Consider the following 17871-nt stretch of genomic DNA (forward strand, 5'->3'; position numbering starts at 1 on the left):
TGATAATTTTCCTGAAAACTGACCCGATCAGGCTATGGGAATGTATCCTTCTTTTTCAACAACCGACTGCCCTTCAGGACTTTTTAAAAATTCCAGATATTCTTTTGCAAGACCTTCCGGTTCTCCTCTGGTAATCATGTTAAGAGTTCTTGCAATCGGGTATTTTCCATCGACCACATTTTCAATGTTTGGAAGAATAACCTCTCCGTTTTCGAGAATGCCCAGACCATTTACATCTTCACCAAGGTATCCCATGCTGACATAGCCGATTGCACCTGGTGTCTGGGAAACAGTCTGTTTTACAGCACCGTTTGAATTCTTTTCAAGCTGGGTCTTTACAAAGTCCTGTTTTTCCATTACCTTTTCATAGAAAAACTCTCTTGTACCTGAAGAACTGTCACGACCAACAACAACAATTTCCATGTCATCACCGCCGAGTTCTTTCCAGTTTGAAATTTCACCTTTGTAAACTTTCACCAGATTTTCAGATGTAATATCATCTACCAAATTTTCTTTATGCACAATAACCGCAATACCATCAAGGGCAACAACGTGCTGAATAAGTTCCGGATATTTTTCAGTTTCTGATGATTTTAAATCGCGTGATGCCATTCCTATATCAACAGTTCCTTCACCTGCTGATTGTATGCCGACACTTGATCCTCCTCCTGAAACCTGGAGATCCGTATTGGAATACTGGTCCATGAATTTTTCAGCTACTGCCTGTCCTATCGGAAGGACGGTTGTTGAACCCGTTATTGTAAGTGTTTCAATTTTTCCATTATCTGCACCTGATTTGTCATCACCTGTACATCCACTGACTAATACAGCCATAATTACAACAGCTACAAAAGAAAGTAGAAATAGAGCATTTTTTTTTGATACTTTCATAGTCATATTACCAATATCCAATTGGAAAAGTGATTATAAAGGTATTGTCGAAGTAAAATATATTTTGACTATTGATCAATATATTAGTACGGGTTAAAAATTTATATTTTTAGATTTAAGATAATAATATATATGGATATCAGAAAAGTTCAGATGAGCGGAGGATCTTCTTATATTGTATCTCTTCCTAAGGAATGGGTCAAAAAAAGTAATATCCATAAAAATGATCCTGTCGGGCTTATTGTACAGGAAGACGGGAACCTTATGATCACTCCCAATACAAGCGGTTTTCAGGTACAAAAAATCTGGGAATTTGAAGTTAATGCATCAACTGATCAGAATTATTTTCTTAGGTGTATGATTGGAGCATATATTTCAGGATACACTTCAATGAAAATATGGGCACATGGCAGACTTCCTGCCTTTGTTACTGAAAGAGTAAGAGAATTTACCAATATGGCAATCGGCCAGGAAGTGGTTGAGGAGTCTGATAAAACAATCATTATAAAAGATCTCTTAAACCCTTCAGAGATGCCTATCCTGAATACTCTCAACAGAATGTCTGTAATTGTTGCAAAAATGCACAGGGATGCACTTATTGCGCTAAAAGAGAATGACTTAAATCTTTCTAAAAACGTAATTGCAAGAGATAGTGATGTTGACAGACTGCACTGGCTTATTGGAAGACAGTCTCATCTGATTATAAATGACCTGAATCTTTCAAGAAGAATGAAAGTATCTCCTGATATGGCAGCCAGTTATTTTTTAATCAGCAGAATTATTGAACGTGTGGGTGATCATGCAACAAGAATAGCAGGCAATGTCGAAAAAATTGCAGGGAAAAATATTCCTGAAGAAATTTATGAAAAAATTGAATCCGTAAGCAGTGAATCGCTAAAGGTGTTTCAGATGAGTACAGATTCATTTTTCCAAAATGACATTGAAAAAGGCAACAGTGTAATCGAACTTGCTTTTGATATAGAGGAAAAGTGCAGGGAAATAAATAAAGAAGCAATAAATTATGACGCTGTTCTCGCAATACCGATTGTAAATATTTCAGACAGTATCAGAAGAGTATTTGATTACTCTACTGACATCTGTGAAAATCTTATAAATGAAATTGTCGGAAAAACTCCAAAGATGTAACCTGATTTAAAATATTTTCTTTTTAAAACCCTGGTTAATTTAAGTATATTTAAACATACTGATGATAATATTTTATTGATTTGTAATGGGAAATATCAACTTTCCTTTTTTTAAGGGGGATAAAAAGGAAGAAAAACAATACCTGATTGTCGGACTTATTGCACTGTCCACAATTGGGGCATTTATAATTTCATATTTTGCACTAATTAATGGTATATCCGGCATATACCCTCATTTTTTTTATGTACCGGTTATTTTATCGTCATATTTTTTCCTGAGAAAAGGACTTTTATTTTCTTTGGTTATTTCTTTGGGATACTTTCTTGAAACTCTGATATTTTTCCCGTATGATTACTTCATAATTTTCGGGGCAGGTGTGAGATCAATTGTTCTGTTATCAGTATCTTCAATTATTGTTTTCCTGGTGGACAAACAAAGAGAAACTGAAAAGGATCTTAAAATTAGCCAGTTTGCAGTCGACAATTCTCCTGATGAGATTTTTTATCTGGATAAATCCGGTAATTTCTGTTACGTAAATGAAACTTTTTGTTCAAATCTTGGATATTCAAAAGATGAACTAATTAGAAGTAATATTTCTAATTTCATTCCCGGGTTTTGTCCGGTTAAATGGAATGAATTTTACTCTCTTGTTAAAAAGGACGGCATTAAAACCTTTGAAACATATCAGACAGATTCCGGAGGGAAAAAGTATCCTGTTGAAGTCAAGGTTTTTTCAAGGGATTATGACAATCAGGAACTTCTATATTTCTTCTCAAGAAATATACTTGAGAGGAAACTTTTTGAGGAATCTCTTCAAAAATCAGAAAGAGAAATTACTCTTATTCTTAACAGCATAAGCGAAGGATTAATTTTTCTGGACACTGACTTCAGGGTAATCGGGGTAAACCGTGCAATAGAAAATTTATTTGAAAAGAAAAAAGAAGAAATCATTGGAAAAAAATGTCATGAAATATTTTATGGCAGAAATGAATTCTGTGAAAAATGTATTGCACAAATGTCACTTTCAGATAAGAATTTTCAGTGTGGTGATTTTGAATCTCCTATTGGACGTATTTTCAGAATAAATTCAAATCCGGTTTTTGATGAAGAGGGTGAATTTTCAGGAATCGTTGAATCGGTTCTTGATATTACTGATAAAAAAAGTTATGAAAAGGCTCTTAAAAATTCAAACAAAAAACTAAACCTTTTATCTTCAATAACCAGACATGACATTTTAAACCAGGTCACTGCCATAAAACTTGCCGGGGATCTTATCGCTTATGATGATAAAATACCCCCCGAATCTGAAACCGCAGAATATATTCAGATGATCCTTGAATCAGTTGAAGTCATTAACAAACAAATTAGTTTTACAAAGGATTACGAAGAACTTGGAATAGAGCTTGCAGACTGGCAGGACGTTTCTGCGATTATAAAAAATAATTATGCGAATAAAATTTTTGAATCTTTTAATCTAAAGTGTGACATCCCGGATTTTGAAGTCTTCGCTGATCCCATGTTTAAAAAAGTTATTTTCAATATGTTTGATAATTCCCTAAGGCATGGTGTTAATGTTACCTCTGTGAAATTTTCATTTATAGAGAATGAAGACAACGGTGTTTTGGTCTATGAAGATAACGGACAGGGCGTTTTGGATGATAAAAAATCAATGATATTTGAAAAGGGTTTTGGATCAAATACCGGCCTTGGCCTTTACCTAAGCAAGGAGATTCTCGGGATAACTGATATATCAATAACTGAAAACGGCGTTTATGGAAAAGGTGTACGTTTTGAAATAATTATTCCTTCTAAATACTGGAGGATGAAAAATCAGGAACATTGAATCTTTTTTTATTAAGATATTTCTAAAAAAATTATATTTTTAAAAAGTTAAATTATTGAAGTTCTTTTGAAAGGGGGATGTTTAAATCCGGACATTTTTTAGGGTCGTCTTCTGCAAACCATACAACTCTCTGCGGGAATGGAATTTCTATACCTTCAGACTCAAGAGCATCCTTTATTTTTAACAGAAGAACAATTTCAGTATTCCAGTAATCCCATGAAGGTGCCCACATCCTTGCAACTATGTCAACCCCGTTGTCACCGAGATTTTTTATCCAGGTATATGGTGCAGGATTTTTAAGAATATAGGGCTCTTTTTCAATTACATCCTTAATAACCTGAACAGCCTTGTCTCCGTTATCTTGATAGCTGATATTAACGGTATATTCAAATCTTATCGCCACATTTGTGACATAGTTGATTATTTTTGAGTTGAACACTTTTTCATTTGGGAACCGGACGAACTTGCCTTCATACGTTCTGATAATTGTCGAGAGTATTCTGATGTCGTCAACATATCCCATTTCATCTTCAATTACTATCTTGTCGCCGACTTTTATCGGATGCTCAATTATTAAGAATAATCCTGATACAAGATTTGAAACCGTGCTCTGACTGGCAAAACCGATTATTATACTGAATACTCCGCCGGCGAGGAGAAGACCTGAGACGTCGGATATAATATTTGGCAAAGCTACCAGAAAACCGGTTATGACAATTCCGTAAAATAAAATCTTCCTGATAAGATTTAATTCATTGTCATCGAGTTTTTCCTTTAGTGTTTTGGTGAGGCTGTTTGTAACTATTCTTGCAATCAGGAATGTTGCACAAATAATTACAATGAATGAAGCGATATCATAGATTGAAATGCTGGTGGTTCCTAAGGATTGTGTGAAATATTTGGATATTTCACTTGTATTTATATCGGATGTATCCATTGTTTAGTAACCCCATTCCATTGTAAATGTCTTCCCGACAACAGGTATGTTTCTGGCTGCAAAAACCTCTATTGATTTTTTCATTCCTTTATTAAGAGGTCTTGCACAGCAGAGAGTTTCAGCATCTTTTTTGCTCTGGATTTTCATTCGGCCGGCCATTGAAACAAGAGATTTATCGTAATATAATTTCATCCCGTATCCGTCCAGAATTATTCTGTTGATCTCCATCCACTCTGACATTTTATTCTCTATTTCGATGCTGATCACCCCTTCTTTTTGGTTATCTGTTTCAGGGACTGATGAGTAGATTTCACTTTTTGTCCATCTTGTTATTGTGCCACCGTTAGGATTACCATAAAGAGATAATTTGGGACTGTTGAATGAAAAAATATCAATCAGATGAGAATATTTGTTTGATATTAAAAATACTCCTATTTCGACAGGGAATTTCAGGAAAATTTCTTTCTTCTGATTTGGGCCGACAATTACCGGATCAAATTCAATTTCAAGATGATTTGATTTGGTTACTGTTTTTGGAAGGTTTACAGGCTCTACGGGATTGATAATAACCATCCCGTTTTCTTCAAGAATTTTTTTTTCAAATACATCGTCACCCGGAATCCGGCGGTAGTATTTAAAAAACCCATTCTCTTTTTTAATGCCTATTTCAATCTCATCTGTGTGATATTGAAAATCAAATGAATGCTTCCCGAACATAATGTTATTTTTAATTTCTGTTTTTTCAGGTAAATATGTATAGTTCATATTAGTTCTGACTAAATAAATGAAAATTTGAGAGTTCTATAAAATTATTAATAAAATAGTGTCGGAATGAGATTTTTATTAAAATATCATGTGGTTATTTTTAACAGAGATCTCCGGATATTATTTTTTCAGTATTTGTATTTTTTATAAGATTGCAGATATCCCTGATATTTATTGGTTTATATCCGGTTAATTCGCAGCTTACATTTATTGTCTTTCGATTTTTTTCTATGAAGGGATATTCATATAGTCTGCTGTTGTGAGTGTGTCCGTGTATAGCCCATGAATTATTGTTTTCCGGTATTTTTTTTGGATCATGAACTACAAAAAAATTGAAATCTTTGTAAGAAAAGGTGTATGAATCCAGTCCGTTTTCCAAACAGTGATCGTGATTTCCTTTTACAAAAATTATGTTGCCGTTTAATTTTGCAAGATATTCATGTACCTCAGAGTATGACGAATTGTAAGAGAGATCGCCGGCAAAAATTACCGTGTCTTCTGGTTTTACGGTATTATTCCAGTTTTCAATTAAAATTTTGTTCATCTCTTTGGTATTTTCAAAAGGTCTTGCAGTGTTTTTAATGATTTCACTATGACCTAAATGCAAATCACTGATTAAAAATATCTCTTTTTCATCATCGAATTGTGAAGCATTTATTTCGTAATTTTTAATAAGTCTATAATTTTCCAGAGTTTTTTTCCAGGTATTTTTGCTCTGCAAAGTGATCCATTTTTTTGAGGGAAGATCAAATTCCCTGTATAATTTTCCGTCTTTTTTGATGGTTATTCTCATGATGTCAACCGGCAGATAAAGTGCCCTGAAAGAATGTTTTGGTGACGGAGTGTTTTTGTAAAATGTTTTTTGAAGAAACCTGGAGATTATTCCGCATTTTTCGCCAATTGCTTCTTTAATTTTTTGCATTTCAATATTTGTTATGTCATCGGTAACAGGTATTTCAAATGTGTTATTCCGGGGTTTAATCTTGATAGATGATATTTCGTTTGTTAATTTCTCGTACCAGATTTCCAGGTTTTCTGCCGGTTCCACTCCGAATGACAAAGAGAATTTTTTATTATTTTGTGATTTTTCCCACCCACTGACAAGACATGTCAGATAATCATAATTAAGACTGGCCAGTTCTGTTGCTTTTAGAATATTTTCAATTTCTTCTTTGTCGTTTGCAATTGCAGTAATTATCTTTATTTCAGGATTTTCAACAACCTTTTTGTAAGGTATCGCTGACTGGACCTCCTGAATTCTGTCTGCAATTTTTTGTGATGAGGCAGAAAGATTTAATGAAATTTCTATTCTGGACGTCAAGTGATCAATATCTCCCGAAACTTTCAAGTTCTTCTCTTATTACCATCCTGACATCTTCAATCTCAATTCCTTTTTTTTGTTTTTGAAGAAGTTTTTCCATGGTCCTTATCCCCTCACTTATTGTATTGCCGTATTTTAAAGTAATTTCAACCGCATCTTCCTGTATTCTTGTTACTTTCGACATCTGTTACAAAATGTAACTAGAAATTATTTATGCGTTACTAAATGTAACAGTGCTGTTTTCCGGTTAAAGACTGCATTTATCTATGGGAAAATTTTATAGAATTTGGAATTCGTCTTTTATTTAATATGCAAAGATGATTCCGATGAGAAATCCTGCCGATTTATTGAAATTTCAGGGTAAGATTATATATTATCGCATTTATTATCAGCTGAAGATGAGTGAATGTGAAATCTCATAGTATTAAGGAATCTTCAAAAGCAGGACTTCCTCCCGGGACTCTTATACATATAAGTCAGAATCTTCCAGCCGGAACTTTGGTTAACCGGATAGAATACAATGAGAAATATTTTAAAAAGACAGAAAATATCTCTGTTGATGAGATAACATATCCACGACCCAACGGGATAAAAGAATGGATTCAGATAAAAGGACTTGCCGATATAAGTCAGATTGAAAAAATTGGTACGATACTGAGTGTTCATTCTCTAACCCTTGAAGATATCCTGAATACTTATCTCCGGCCCAAATACGAGCATTTTGATGATTATATCTACCTTTCACTAAAGTACCTTTTTATCAGGGATAGTGAGATTGTTGAAGAGCAGATCAGTCTTTTGGTTAAGGAAAACCTGATGGTTTCTTTTCAGGAGAATAATGATGATCTTTTTGGAATTATTGAAAAAAGACTAAAGGAAAATATTGCAGGAAGGATTAGATCATACGGAACCGACTATTTACTCTATGCAGTCATTGATTTTATCGTCGATAATTATTTTATTGTTTTTGAATACCTCGGAGAAAAAATCGATGAGATTGAAGATATTTTAATTGAAGATCCATCCGGGGATGTACTTGATTCAATTTATTCTCTTAAGCGTGATTTAATTCAGCTGAGGAAAATAATCTGGCCGGTGAGGGATTTAATATCCGGTATTACCAGAAATAATTCAGCTATTATAAAGGAAGGCACAATTGTATTTTTTAACGATATAATGGATCACATTATTTCCATAATCGACACCCTGGAAACATACAGGGATATGGTTTCAGGAATGAGAGAAATTTATCTTTCAGGCATTAGCAACCGGATGAATGAAGTTATGAAGGTTCTGACAATAATTGCGACAATATTTATACCGCTCACTTTCATAGCCGGAATTTACGGGATGAATTTTAAGAACATGCCGGAACTTGAATGGGAAATGGGCTATTTTGCAGTCCTGTTTGTAATGATAATATTGGGCATTTCCATGTTTGTATATTTTAAAAATAAAAAATGGATGTGATAATTTTTATTCAAGATATTTTTGAGGCTCTTTTTCAAACGCAATTTTGCAGCCCTTTGAACAGAAAAAATATGTTTTGCCTTCATAATCTGTCTTAAATTCAGCAGTCTTTTCATCAACTTCCATTTTACATACAGGATCAATCTCTGTCATTTTATAAACCCCCTTTTTGTGATAAATAATCTTCATCTGATATATTCTTATTTGGGGCAACAATATTTTCAAAGATTAAACCTGGAAAAAAAGTGAAAGTTTTGTAAATAGTTTGTATTTGAAATCTATTCTTTTTTGATGTGGACATCCATCTGTGGAAACGGGATTTCAATTCCTTCTTCATTGAACCTTTCATCGATCATGAAATTAATGAAATCCTTTACTTCCCATGACATGTTAAATTTTTCAGCCCATAGTACCATCATATAATCAAGGCTTGAGGCTCCGTACTCAAGGAAATATACACCGGGTTTTGGATCTGTTAATATGTAAGCTGTATTTGCAGCAGCTTCGTTTGCAATTTCCTCGAGAATTTCTTTTACACGTCTGACGTCACTGCCGTATGCAACGGATACAGGAATTTTAACTTTTAGCTTGACATCCGGCATTGCATAATTTGTAATGATTGTGTTGGCTATTTTGGAATTTGGAACAGTAAGCAGCTGATGGTCAAGTGTTTTGATCCTCGTGCTTCTCGGCCCGACACTTACAACATCACCAAGGTTACCCTCAATTTTGATTCTGTCTCCGCATTTGAACGGTTTATCAACCATTATCAGAGCACCTCCGAAGAAGTTGGACAATAAATCCTGTGCGGCAAGTGCTATTGCAATACCAAAAATTCCGGCACCGGCAATGAGCGGTGTGATATTTATTTCCAGATATGACAGTATCACAAGAAAACCGATGAACCAGATTATGTATCTTGCAGAGACTTCAAGGAAATCAATTATCTGATCATCAAGTTCTGTTTCTGTCTGTGATGCTATCCATTCACCGTAGAGCTTGATGAAATTATGAACAAATACGGATATAATCCATGTGGCGATGATGATTAATGCCGTATACAGATACTTGCTTTCAAGTATCCATGCGTAATCCGGAGGAAGCGTCACATAAGTCAGGGATAGATAAAGCGCTGCAATAAATACTGCAATTGATGCCGGTTTTGCAATTGCCATTATTAATATATCATCTATTTTTGATTCGGTTGTTTCCGCTTTTTTGCCCAGCCATTTGAAGATATAATTTACAATTACCGCCAGAATTATTCCGGCAAACAGGATTGAAGATGCGATTAAGATGTCTGTCATATTATTTTCTATATAGTAAATGATCTGATAATTCATTATTATTTAGGATGGTGGAAATTTTGAATTATAATCTGATCGTTATATTTCTTTAAATGCAGTTTATGCTGATTTATTATAAATATTCAGGTGTATTTTTATTTGATATTTTACGGGAAAAATAGTTTTAAGGTTTAAAAAAATAAGAGATTTTGCTGTATTTGTTATTTTAGGATTTTATGAAGATAGAAATTGTTAGTTCCTAGTTTTCCTTCATAATTCCCGGCACCTATGTATAAAATGCCTTCTTCTTTTACTGCAGCAAGAATACCTTTTTTCATTGCCTCTGCAATCACTTCTTCATTAAGACCGTTGATTACAATTTCATATATTGAATTTACTCCGTCAGGTACAAGTGAGTCTTCTACCACACCTTTTAATGTCGGGCAATATCTGTGGTTTGTACTTGCGGACATTGGGAATTTGTAATTTTTGGATGCAACTTTAGAACCGCTTGCAACAAGTCCTCCCGGAAAACTTGCAATTATCCCTTCACTGTTTTCAAAGGCTTTTACTGCCGCTCTTGCAGCTTTAAGTGCACTGGCTCTGTCTTTTCCCATTATGAGGAAGTTTCCGCCTGCAATTCCCTTTACAGATCCAAAATTCTCTTCACCTACAAAGTCACCTTCCATGATTGGAATCTTCCAGCATTTTCTGCCTCCGACTTCGCATCTGCTCTCGTAAGAGTCACCAAAGTAGTGCATTCTTGTCGAAAATCTTGTACTTGCATCCGGGAATCCGTCAAACACAGCTGTTGTCGGGGCTGTCAGAATACACTGGGATATTCTCTCAGCTGTTCTGTCCCGCATATTTTTTCTTGCGGTGCAGATTAGAATTGACAATCCCGGTCTGTTGTCAGGTGTTTCCTCAGGTGAATATTCTCTTTCAATTCCTGCTTCACAGGGGCATGCTATGGTTGAGGTTGCAAATCCGGTTGCTTCAACAGCAGCAATTTTTGCAAGTTCAAGAGAATCGGCAGTAATTATTACTCTTGAAAACCAGATTGGAAATGCTTCCGCATAGGTGTCAATGATTTCAACATTATTGATCTGCATTATCCTTCTCTCCTTTATTTTTTAAGGATAGACAATACCATCTTCTGTAATAATGATATCCATTAATACATCGTTGTCTTCAAGAGGTATTTTTTCTGCTTCCTGGCAGGCGAATGCAATGCCGATCTTTTTAATTTCAGGGTTCTTTTCAAGGAACCTGTCATAATATCCTGCACCATATCCGAGTCTTCCTCCGTTTCTGTCAAATCCGAGCATCGGAAGAAGAATGATGTCAACAGCACCCTCGGGAACAGGGATTTCGTTTCCGATTGGTTCGGGAACTCCGAATGTGCTTGGTACGAGGACGTCGAGGCTCTTTATATATGAGAGTCTGAGACTTACGTCTTCTTTTACAATTATTGGGACGACAACAGGATAATCATTTGAAAGAAGCATTTCCATTAATGGAGTTGTATTTACTTCGATCTCTTTTGAGGAAAAGCACATGACTGTTTCGCCGGGTTTTATGGCATTAAAGACGTGCCTGCATATGGTTTCGCTTTTATTTTTGCGTTCTTCGGGCGTTAGGGCTTCTCTTCTCTGGCGCATGATATCGCGGGTCTGATTTTTGAGTTCACGCATACGAATAAAGATGCGCTCAGATCTATTTATTAATGTCCTTTTCTGCAAAAAATATCGAATTATATAATAGTTGTTATTTTACTTTGGGTTGGCCGGATTATTTAGAATGTGTTAATAACTTTGATTGACATATGTATACTGCTGATTTGATAATTTGATTACCGTTAAATCTTCTGAATTATCATTTGGCATAAAGTGAAGCATTTATTTTGTTTGCGAGGGTTGCCAAGCCTGGTCAAAGGCGCAGGGCTTAGGACCCTGTCTCGTAGGAGTTCGAGTGTTCGAATCACTCCCCTCGCATTTTCTTTTTTAGGGTTATAGTTAGTTGTGAAAAATGCCACTTTTTGCAATTCCATATTCTATCCGAAAATTATTGAGTTAATTTAATGGGTATGTTAAAATTATATTGAACTAATGAAAGGCAGTCCTAAAGAGCTATCAATTTTTGCAGTTTTTGTTATCTTCACCGTGCCATTTCTCTTTATGGCGTTTGGGCTTTATGAATGACCCTTCAGAAGAAAAATTCCCTCAACTAATTGAAGAAGCAACAGTTCCTTGGTGGATTGGAATAATGTCAGGAATGGTGGATATTTTCGGAAAACATCCTTACATATTTATTGCAATATTTGTGCCATTCGTCTTTTTCTTAAAATGGATTGGAGAAATTAAATAAAATTCAGCTTTAAACCAGAATTTGAACAAATATTGTATATTTTATATCCGACATCCAAAAATGATTTACTTATTTTTCAACAATTCCCGCAGCTCATCAAGATTTACCAATATCTGTTTCTCAATACCCTCAATCTTGTCAATAATCACTTCAGGAGCTTCATATTCAATCTCCTCATATTCAATCTCCTTATACCGCGAGATCGAGAGGTCGAAATTATTCTCCTTCACTTCATCAAACGGCACATAGAAGCACTTGCCCTTCCGGTCTTCAGGCACTTCATCTCTCCGGCCCCGGAAGCGCTCGATGATATTAGGGATATCACCCTTCCCGTCAATGAGCGTCCGTTTGTCATCCAGTGAGAAACCGTCTGCTTCCATATCATAGAACCAGACATTCTCAGTCGTCCCGCCCTTAGCAAAGATGAGCACAGCGGTGGAAACTCCTGCATACGGTTTGAAGACACCGGAGGGCATGGAGACAATGCCTTCGACCTGGTTCTCCTCAAGGAGCATCTGACGGAGTTTTTTATGAGCCTTTGAACTCCCGAAGAGTACTCCATCAGGCACGATCACGGCACATCTGCCGCCAATCGTCAGGAGGTGAATCATCCGTTCCACAAACAAAAGTTCGGTCTTTGTTGTTGAAAGGCTCAGGCTGTCGTTGATATCACTCTTATCAATACTCCCCTTGAATGGCGGGTTGGCAAGCACCACCGAATACCGTTCCTCCTCATTGTAGAGTTTGGAGAGCGTATCCTTCTGCTCGATCTTCGGGGCCTTGATCCCGTGGAGCATCATGTTCATGAGCGAGATGCGGGCCATAGTGGAATCAAAATCATAGCCATAGAACGTATCACTCCAGAGCTTCTCCCAGTGCCGCTTTTCAGTGATATTATCCCCGATGAGATTGCGGTATTCACCCTCGTCATCCACTTCCAGCATATCGGGGCTGGTGTATTTCCGGATGATGTATTCATAGGCATTGATGAGGAATCCTGCCGTTCCGCAGGCCGGATCACAGATACGGTCGTTGACATCAGGTTCAACGAGTTCCACCATCATCCGGATGATATGCCGGGGCGTTCTGAACTGTCCGTTCTTGCCTGCGGTGGCAAGCTGGGAGAGGAGATATTCGTAGATGTCACCCTGCGTATCACGGTTCTGTGCAGTGATGTCCATCTCATCGATGAGGGCAACCGCCTCCTGTAAGAGGGACGGCTTTGGGATGATGAAGACCGCGTCCCGCATCTGGCGGGCGAAGAGCGTCTTTTCCCCGTTGTGCAGGTTCTTAATGAACGGGAAGACGACATCCCGGACATGCACGAGCATCTGCTCAGCAGGATAGTGCTTCCAGTTTGACCACCGGCACACATCCTGTCCCTCGAAGACTGATGTATATTCGATGTCCCGTGCCCGTGCCCGGTTCTGCTCGACCACATCCATGTCCTCCAGCCTCTTCATGAAGATGAGGTAGGACATCTGTTCGATGGACTGGAGGGGGTTTGACATCCCACCGCTCCAGAAGCGATCCCAGAGGGTGTCAATTTTTGATTTAAGTTCGGGGGCGAGTTTCATGTAATTAGTTCTCCGGTGAAGGCTTTTGATATAATTGACTTGAAAAGAAGGGAATCATCATTCGTTGATTTATTTATTTTGATGAGGGTATTTTCATATAACTCAATAAATTGAGCAAATTCTAATTGTTTATTTAATGGTGGCAAAAATACTTCAATTTCCTTTATTTTGCCTTGGAACAGATTCGCTTGTGATGACTTATTAACGGAGCGATTTATTTGGGCTTTAACAAACGGTGAATCAAAACAGTATTCTAAATATATTGGATGGACTTTTGCAAAATCAGGACGGATTAGAGCCACACTCCTTACCATCTGGAATTTTATATCATTCATTACTCGGGTTACTCTTCCAATCGTCCCCGAGCAAGACACAAGTACATCCCCCTTCTGTGGTACAATCCTCTTTGAAATTCTTTCATATTCTTCTTGATCGATAAAATCGACATCGTTCACATCAATTTTATGGTTTTTAATATTCCTTGCAGATAGAAGGTAAATACCATCATCAGTTCTTCTTGGGGTAGCATGTTCACCATCAGTAATTTTTTCGCATATTTGGGATAATTTAACACTTTCCCACCCCATCGGATTCGTCACCGGGTCGCCAAACATCTCCAGAAACACGCTCTGCACCAGCTCCTGCGTGAGCGCATCCGCCTCCGCCCGCAGGCGCTGCGTTGCCTCTGCCTTTTCAAGGATGGCGACAATCTTGCGCTGGGTTTCGAGGGGCGGTATTACAATTGGAATTTGGGAAAAACGAGTTGATGAAACCTCAAGGAAAGTTGTTCCACTGGCATACTTTTCAGCCAATTTTTTATTAGCCTTCAGATAATAGAAGACATACTCCGGAATGATTCGATCATCATTCAATACAAGGTTTTTAAAGCCCTGATTGGTAGTAATTGGATTGTCTGCTATTGCAACATAACCTACAGGAGCTCTTGATGAAAATAGAACCGTTCCTTTAGGCAATATTTTGATAGAGGTACTTTTCAGTCCTTTTTCGGAAATATTCTTTTTTCCTTTCTGAATATACATCTCATCAAAATTAGAAAGATCAGCGGGAGTTATCCATGGAATATCTCCATTGAAATTTTCTTCAACTTTTGTTGATGGAGTACTCCCTGAAAATATTTTCCCAATATCCCCCAATTGCTTCCATTCCCATCCCTCAGGCAACTCCTTCTTCACCACTTCTCCTCATGCCTCCGCAACAAACAATTCCTGTTCCAGTCCCTGACAGATGCCAATGAACGCCCTGAGATCGCCTTCGTCAAACATCGGCAGCGGTGCGTTGATGCCAAAATTGGTGAACGGGGCGTCCCAGAGATCTTTCATATCTATGTGTTTTTTGCGCATAAATACCGTCTGAATTGTCCTGATGAAATGGAGCTGGTCGGCGGTGTAGTGCTTGTTGTTTTCCACCATGAAGGTCTGGAACGCCTCCTCGATCTGCTCTTTCGGGTCGGGTGCCTGGTAGAGTCCCAGGACTGATTTGATGAAATCAACGAGCGTTCCCCGTGGCTGCCGGTATCCCTTCTGCAAGGTTTCCCCGGTGATGTCCACCCCTGCATCCGTGAGGGTTTCTTCAAGACGGGAGAGATCGGTCTCGGTGATTGCCTCATCGTTGGCAATTTTTTTGATGACCGGATCTTCGGTCGCCATCTCGCGGATTCGCTCCTCCACCTTCTTGACAAACGCGGTGACATAGGGAGGGGCTTCCTCGTTCACCTCCCACTTGGTGCGTTCCTCAATCACATCGCCCATGTCAATGACAATCGTCTGGGGTGTCTCCTTTGACATGTACTTCATCAGCGGTGCGATATCAGAAACAAGCATCCGGGTATCCTCAAATGAGATTCCCTTCCAGAATGAATAGGAGAGCACGTCATCCAGTTGCTCTTCCTTTTGCCTGACTTTTTCGAGATTGCGGGGGAGAAGGTCAACCATCTCAGCGATGGCCTTCTTCTGCCGCTCAATTTCTTTGTCATTTCCTTCTAAGACAGCAAGCGCAAGCCGCTCGGTCTTGATCGTAAAGGACGCTTCCTTGAGATTGACACCCGTCTGGTACCGCATCAGTGGCATCATATGGGACGTCAGATATTCAACCGGGTCGATGGCAATATTATCCCATAATTTCGGAGAGAGTGCTTTTGCGATCTCCTGTTCGTGTTCCCGCACACTAACAGAGTCTTGCGGCAGGGCACGGATGTCGTCCTCGATTTTTGCCCGGATCACCGCAGCACCTTCCTCATCTCCCGCCTGTATCAGCCGGTCAAGCTGCTTTAACCGCAGAAGAAAGATCCGACTGGTAATAGCTTCGATGGGTTCGTTCTTCACCCCTTCCGGGTTCATGTTCCAGTAATCAAAGTTGTTCCAGAAATCGAAGACCTTGAAATACTCCTTCTTCCCGTCCGGGAGCCAGTCACGGTGTTTGCATGCCGCATCTGCCCGTGTTCCCCTCCCCAGCATCTGCCAGAATTTGATCTTGGAAAAGACCGGTTTTGCAAAAACAAGGTTGCAGACCTCCGGCACGTCAATGCCGGTGTCGAGCATATCGACCGAGATTGCTACACGGGGAAAAGATTCCTTCTCAAAGTCTTTGATGAGATCCTGTGCACGGGAGTCCTCAGAGACAATGATGCGTGCCAGATTCCCCTTGTATTCAGGATAGAGGTCATTGAACGCCTCATGAAGCCGGTTCGCATGCTTCTTTGATATCGCAAAGAAGATTGTCTTCGCCGGGAGTGTGCCGGTTTCATCCATCTGGCAGTTGTCCATGAACTCACGGACGATTGCTTCTGACGTTCCCTTCACAGCAATCTTCTTCTCCAGAACAGAACCATCAAAATCGATCTCGTCCGGATCGATGCCCTGCTCGATGAGGCGGTTTCGTTCGGTCTCGCTCAGGTCTGAGGGCTTCACCCCTTCAATCTGGAAATGGGTCTGGGCACCCATGATATTCTTGCGGAAATCACAGAGGATACCGTCCTTTACTGCCTCCTCATATGAGTAAAGAGCAGTTGGTGCCTGGTCATCACACCCAAAGAACCGGAAGGTGTCACGGTCAACAAGGTCAGCGGGCGTTGCGGTCAGCCCAATCTGGATGGCATCGAGATAGGTGAAGACATCCCGCCATTTATTGTAGATACTGCGGTGTGCCTCGTCAGAGATGATAAGGTCAAACTCACCGGGCGAGATGAGATATTGTCCGTTCTCATCCTTCTGGGTATAAATTTCCTGAAACGTCTGGATGGTGGAGACATAGAGCCGCTTTTCCTTGTTGAAATTCCCGTGCAGGATTTTGTCCTTCGCCTCCTGCGGGAAGAACTCCTGAAACCCTTTGTTCCATGCCTGATCCCGCAGTGCCTTTCTGTCTGCAAGGAAGAGCACCCGGTGGGCACGGTTCTCCTGCATGAGGGCATCGATAATTGCCATTGCGACACGGGTCTTGCCTGTGCCCGTAGCCATCACAATCAACGCCTTCCGGTGTCCCTTCTGGATGTGCTCCACTATCCGCTTGACATTCTCGATACTCTTCGGGCGGTCAACAATATCAGTATTTACTCCTCCCGGTGTGTCCGGTTGAACCTGTTCATTCTGAAAGCGAAGCCGCTCAAGGTCTTTGCGGGCGTAGAACCCGGTCACCGGCCGGGGAGGGTAGAGCTGTCGATCCCAGAACGAGATCTCATAGCCGTTTGTAAGAAAAATGAAGACATCCCGACCCGTCTGGTGTTTGATATCATCTGCATATTGTTCGGCCTGTTTTTGACCGATATTGGGGTCTTTTGATGTTCGTTTTGCCTCGATGATGGCAAGGGGATTTCTCAGACTGTCCAGCAGGAGATAATCTGCATATCTACTTTCAAGATCGTTCTTGAGCGTCTCTTCTACAGTCTTGTAGTCGAAGGCATTGAAATCAGACTGCTTCGTATCAACCTCAGGAACAACATGCGAACGACTGTCAACATCCCAGCCCTGCTCCCTGAGCAGAACATCAATCTTCAGTTTACGCGTCTGATTTTCAGTTAGATCCATGCAACTGCACCAAATTATGTGAATTATTGAATTAAGAATATATTCAAGTCAATAATTGACTCGTTCAGCATCATACATCAACCTTATGAAATCTATTTGATATTGCCCAATAATTATCAACAATATTTCAACATCAACATCAAATAGAGATTGGATGGTCTCAACAGAAAAGAAAATTTAGAAAGAGTTGGATGCTAAACAACTGGATAAGAGGGCTTTTGAAATCTT

Annotated in this window: 16 protein-coding genes and 1 tRNA gene; 5 read left to right on the forward strand and 12 right to left on the reverse strand. The window is 39.0% G+C overall.

The window, feature by feature from the left end:
• Positions 1–27: 27 nt before the first annotated feature.
• The gene (locus F1737_RS05035) at positions 28–891 is read right to left on the reverse strand and encodes a phosphate ABC transporter substrate-binding protein (RefSeq protein ID WP_317137682.1); all 864 of its coding nucleotides are present in this window, start codon (positions 889–891) and stop codon (positions 28–30) included.
• Positions 892–1023: 132 nt separating this feature from the next.
• Here F1737_RS05035 and F1737_RS05040 point away from each other — a divergent pair, with 132 nt between their 5' ends.
• Together F1737_RS05040 and F1737_RS05045 are read left to right on the forward strand one after the other, a co-directional pair.
• Positions 1024–2037, forward strand: coding sequence for a phosphate uptake regulator PhoU (locus tag F1737_RS05040; protein ID WP_317137683.1), 1014 nt, complete (start codon positions 1024–1026; stop codon positions 2035–2037).
• A gap of 85 nt (positions 2038–2122) precedes the next feature.
• Positions 2123–3880 (forward strand): PAS domain S-box protein, encoded by a 1758-nt coding sequence (locus tag F1737_RS05045; RefSeq protein ID WP_317137684.1) that lies wholly within the window; start codon positions 2123–2125, stop codon positions 3878–3880.
• Positions 3881–3932: 52 nt separating this feature from the next.
• Here the strand turns inward: F1737_RS05045 and F1737_RS05050 are convergent, their stop codons facing one another.
• The 4 genes from F1737_RS05050 to F1737_RS05065 form a co-directional block, all read right to left on the reverse strand.
• Positions 3933–4817, reverse strand: coding sequence for a mechanosensitive ion channel family protein (locus F1737_RS05050; RefSeq protein ID WP_317137685.1), 885 nt, complete (start codon positions 4815–4817; stop codon positions 3933–3935).
• Positions 4818–4820: 3 nt separating this feature from the next.
• Entirely contained in the window at positions 4821–5582 is a 762-nt protein-coding gene (locus F1737_RS05055) for a DUF432 domain-containing protein (RefSeq protein ID WP_317137686.1), read from the reverse strand.
• Positions 5583–5682: 100 nt separating this feature from the next.
• On the reverse strand, positions 5683–6903 hold the full coding sequence (locus F1737_RS05060) for a metallophosphoesterase (RefSeq protein ID WP_317137687.1): 1221 nt from the start codon (positions 6901–6903) through the stop codon (positions 5683–5685).
• Between the two features lie 4 nt (positions 6904–6907).
• Complete coding sequence (locus F1737_RS05065; RefSeq protein WP_317137688.1) at positions 6908–7087, reverse strand: hypothetical protein; 180 nt, start codon at positions 7085–7087, stop codon at positions 6908–6910.
• Between the two features lie 224 nt (positions 7088–7311).
• Between F1737_RS05065 and corA the strand changes: the two genes are divergently transcribed.
• Positions 7312–8373, forward strand: coding sequence for a magnesium/cobalt transporter CorA (gene corA / locus F1737_RS05070; RefSeq protein ID WP_317137689.1), 1062 nt, complete (start codon positions 7312–7314; stop codon positions 8371–8373).
• A gap of 6 nt (positions 8374–8379) precedes the next feature.
• Here the strand turns inward: corA and F1737_RS05075 are convergent, their stop codons facing one another.
• From F1737_RS05075 to F1737_RS05090, 4 genes are all read right to left on the reverse strand, one after another.
• Positions 8380–8526: a YHS domain-containing protein gene (locus F1737_RS05075; RefSeq protein WP_317137690.1), complete on the reverse strand. Its 147-nt coding sequence runs from the start codon at positions 8524–8526 to the stop codon at positions 8380–8382.
• A 125-nt stretch (positions 8527–8651) separates the two neighbouring features.
• A complete protein-coding gene (locus tag F1737_RS05080) occupies positions 8652–9680 on the reverse strand; it encodes a mechanosensitive ion channel family protein (protein WP_317137691.1) in 1029 nt (342 codons plus the stop codon).
• 200 nt (positions 9681–9880) lie between these two features.
• Positions 9881–10771: a formylmethanofuran--tetrahydromethanopterin N-formyltransferase gene (gene fhcD / locus F1737_RS05085; protein ID WP_317137692.1), complete on the reverse strand. Its 891-nt coding sequence runs from the start codon at positions 10769–10771 to the stop codon at positions 9881–9883.
• Between the two features lie 21 nt (positions 10772–10792).
• Entirely contained in the window at positions 10793–11353 is a 561-nt protein-coding gene (locus F1737_RS05090; RefSeq protein ID WP_317137693.1) for a 5-formyltetrahydrofolate cyclo-ligase, read from the reverse strand.
• Positions 11354–11568: 215 nt separating this feature from the next.
• On the opposite strand from F1737_RS05090, the gene F1737_RS05095 reads away from it, so the two are divergent.
• Both F1737_RS05095 and F1737_RS05100 read left to right on the forward strand, forming a co-directional pair.
• Positions 11569–11653: transfer RNA gene (locus tag F1737_RS05095), tRNA-Leu, on the forward strand.
• Between the two features lie 199 nt (positions 11654–11852).
• Complete coding sequence (locus F1737_RS05100) at positions 11853–12026, forward strand: hypothetical protein (protein WP_317137694.1); 174 nt, start codon at positions 11853–11855, stop codon at positions 12024–12026.
• Between the two features lie 65 nt (positions 12027–12091).
• On the opposite strand, the gene F1737_RS05105 is transcribed toward F1737_RS05100, so the two are convergent.
• Genes F1737_RS05105 through F1737_RS05115 form a run of 3 tightly spaced genes read right to left on the reverse strand, consistent with a single transcriptional unit; the run spans position 12092 to position 17643 of the window.
• On the reverse strand, positions 12092–13603 hold the full coding sequence (locus F1737_RS05105) for a type I restriction-modification system subunit M (RefSeq protein ID WP_317137695.1): 1512 nt from the start codon (positions 13601–13603) through the stop codon (positions 12092–12094).
• Positions 13600–14796, reverse strand: coding sequence for a restriction endonuclease subunit S (locus F1737_RS05110; protein ID WP_317137696.1), 1197 nt, complete (start codon positions 14794–14796; stop codon positions 13600–13602). The genes F1737_RS05105 and F1737_RS05110 overlap by 4 nt, the downstream gene beginning before the upstream one ends.
• 9 nt (positions 14797–14805) lie before the next feature.
• On the reverse strand, positions 14806–17643 hold the full coding sequence (locus F1737_RS05115; protein WP_317137697.1) for a type I restriction endonuclease subunit R: 2838 nt from the start codon (positions 17641–17643) through the stop codon (positions 14806–14808).
• Positions 17644–17871 lie beyond the last annotated feature (228 nt).

Source organism: Methanoplanus sp. FWC-SCC4 (assembly GCF_032878975.1).
In the GTDB taxonomy this organism is placed as follows: domain Archaea; phylum Halobacteriota; class Methanomicrobia; order Methanomicrobiales; family Methanomicrobiaceae; genus Methanochimaera; species Methanochimaera problematica.

Coding starts and splice junctions, on each gene's coding strand:
- F1737_RS05040 (WP_317137683.1), top strand. CDS start 1,024: ATGGATATCAGAAAAGTTCAGATGAGCGGAGGATCTTCTTATATTGTA.
- F1737_RS05105 (WP_317137695.1), bottom strand. CDS start 13,603: ATGAAACTCGCCCCCGAACTTAAATCAAAAATTGACACCCTCTGGGAT.
- F1737_RS05075 (WP_317137690.1), bottom strand. CDS start 8,526: ATGACAGAGATTGATCCTGTATGTAAAATGGAAGTTGATGAAAAGACT.
- F1737_RS05050 (WP_317137685.1), bottom strand. CDS start 4,817: ATGGATACATCCGATATAAATACAAGTGAAATATCCAAATATTTCACA.
- F1737_RS05035 (WP_317137682.1), bottom strand. CDS start 891: ATGAAAGTATCAAAAAAAAATGCTCTATTTCTACTTTCTTTTGTAGCT.
- F1737_RS05055 (WP_317137686.1), bottom strand. CDS start 5,582: ATGAACTATACATATTTACCTGAAAAAACAGAAATTAAAAATAACATT.
- F1737_RS05090 (WP_317137693.1), bottom strand. CDS start 11,353: ATGCGTGAACTCAAAAATCAGACCCGCGATATCATGCGCCAGAGAAGA.
- F1737_RS05100 (WP_317137694.1), top strand. CDS start 11,853: ATGAATGACCCTTCAGAAGAAAAATTCCCTCAACTAATTGAAGAAGCA.
- F1737_RS05115 (WP_317137697.1), bottom strand. CDS start 17,643: ATGGATCTAACTGAAAATCAGACGCGTAAACTGAAGATTGATGTTCTG.
- F1737_RS05065 (WP_317137688.1), bottom strand. CDS start 7,087: ATGTCGAAAGTAACAAGAATACAGGAAGATGCGGTTGAAATTACTTTA.
- fhcD (WP_317137692.1), bottom strand. CDS start 10,771: ATGCAGATCAATAATGTTGAAATCATTGACACCTATGCGGAAGCATTT.
- F1737_RS05080 (WP_317137691.1), bottom strand. CDS start 9,680: ATGACAGACATCTTAATCGCATCTTCAATCCTGTTTGCCGGAATAATT.
- F1737_RS05045 (WP_317137684.1), top strand. CDS start 2,123: ATGGGAAATATCAACTTTCCTTTTTTTAAGGGGGATAAAAAGGAAGAA.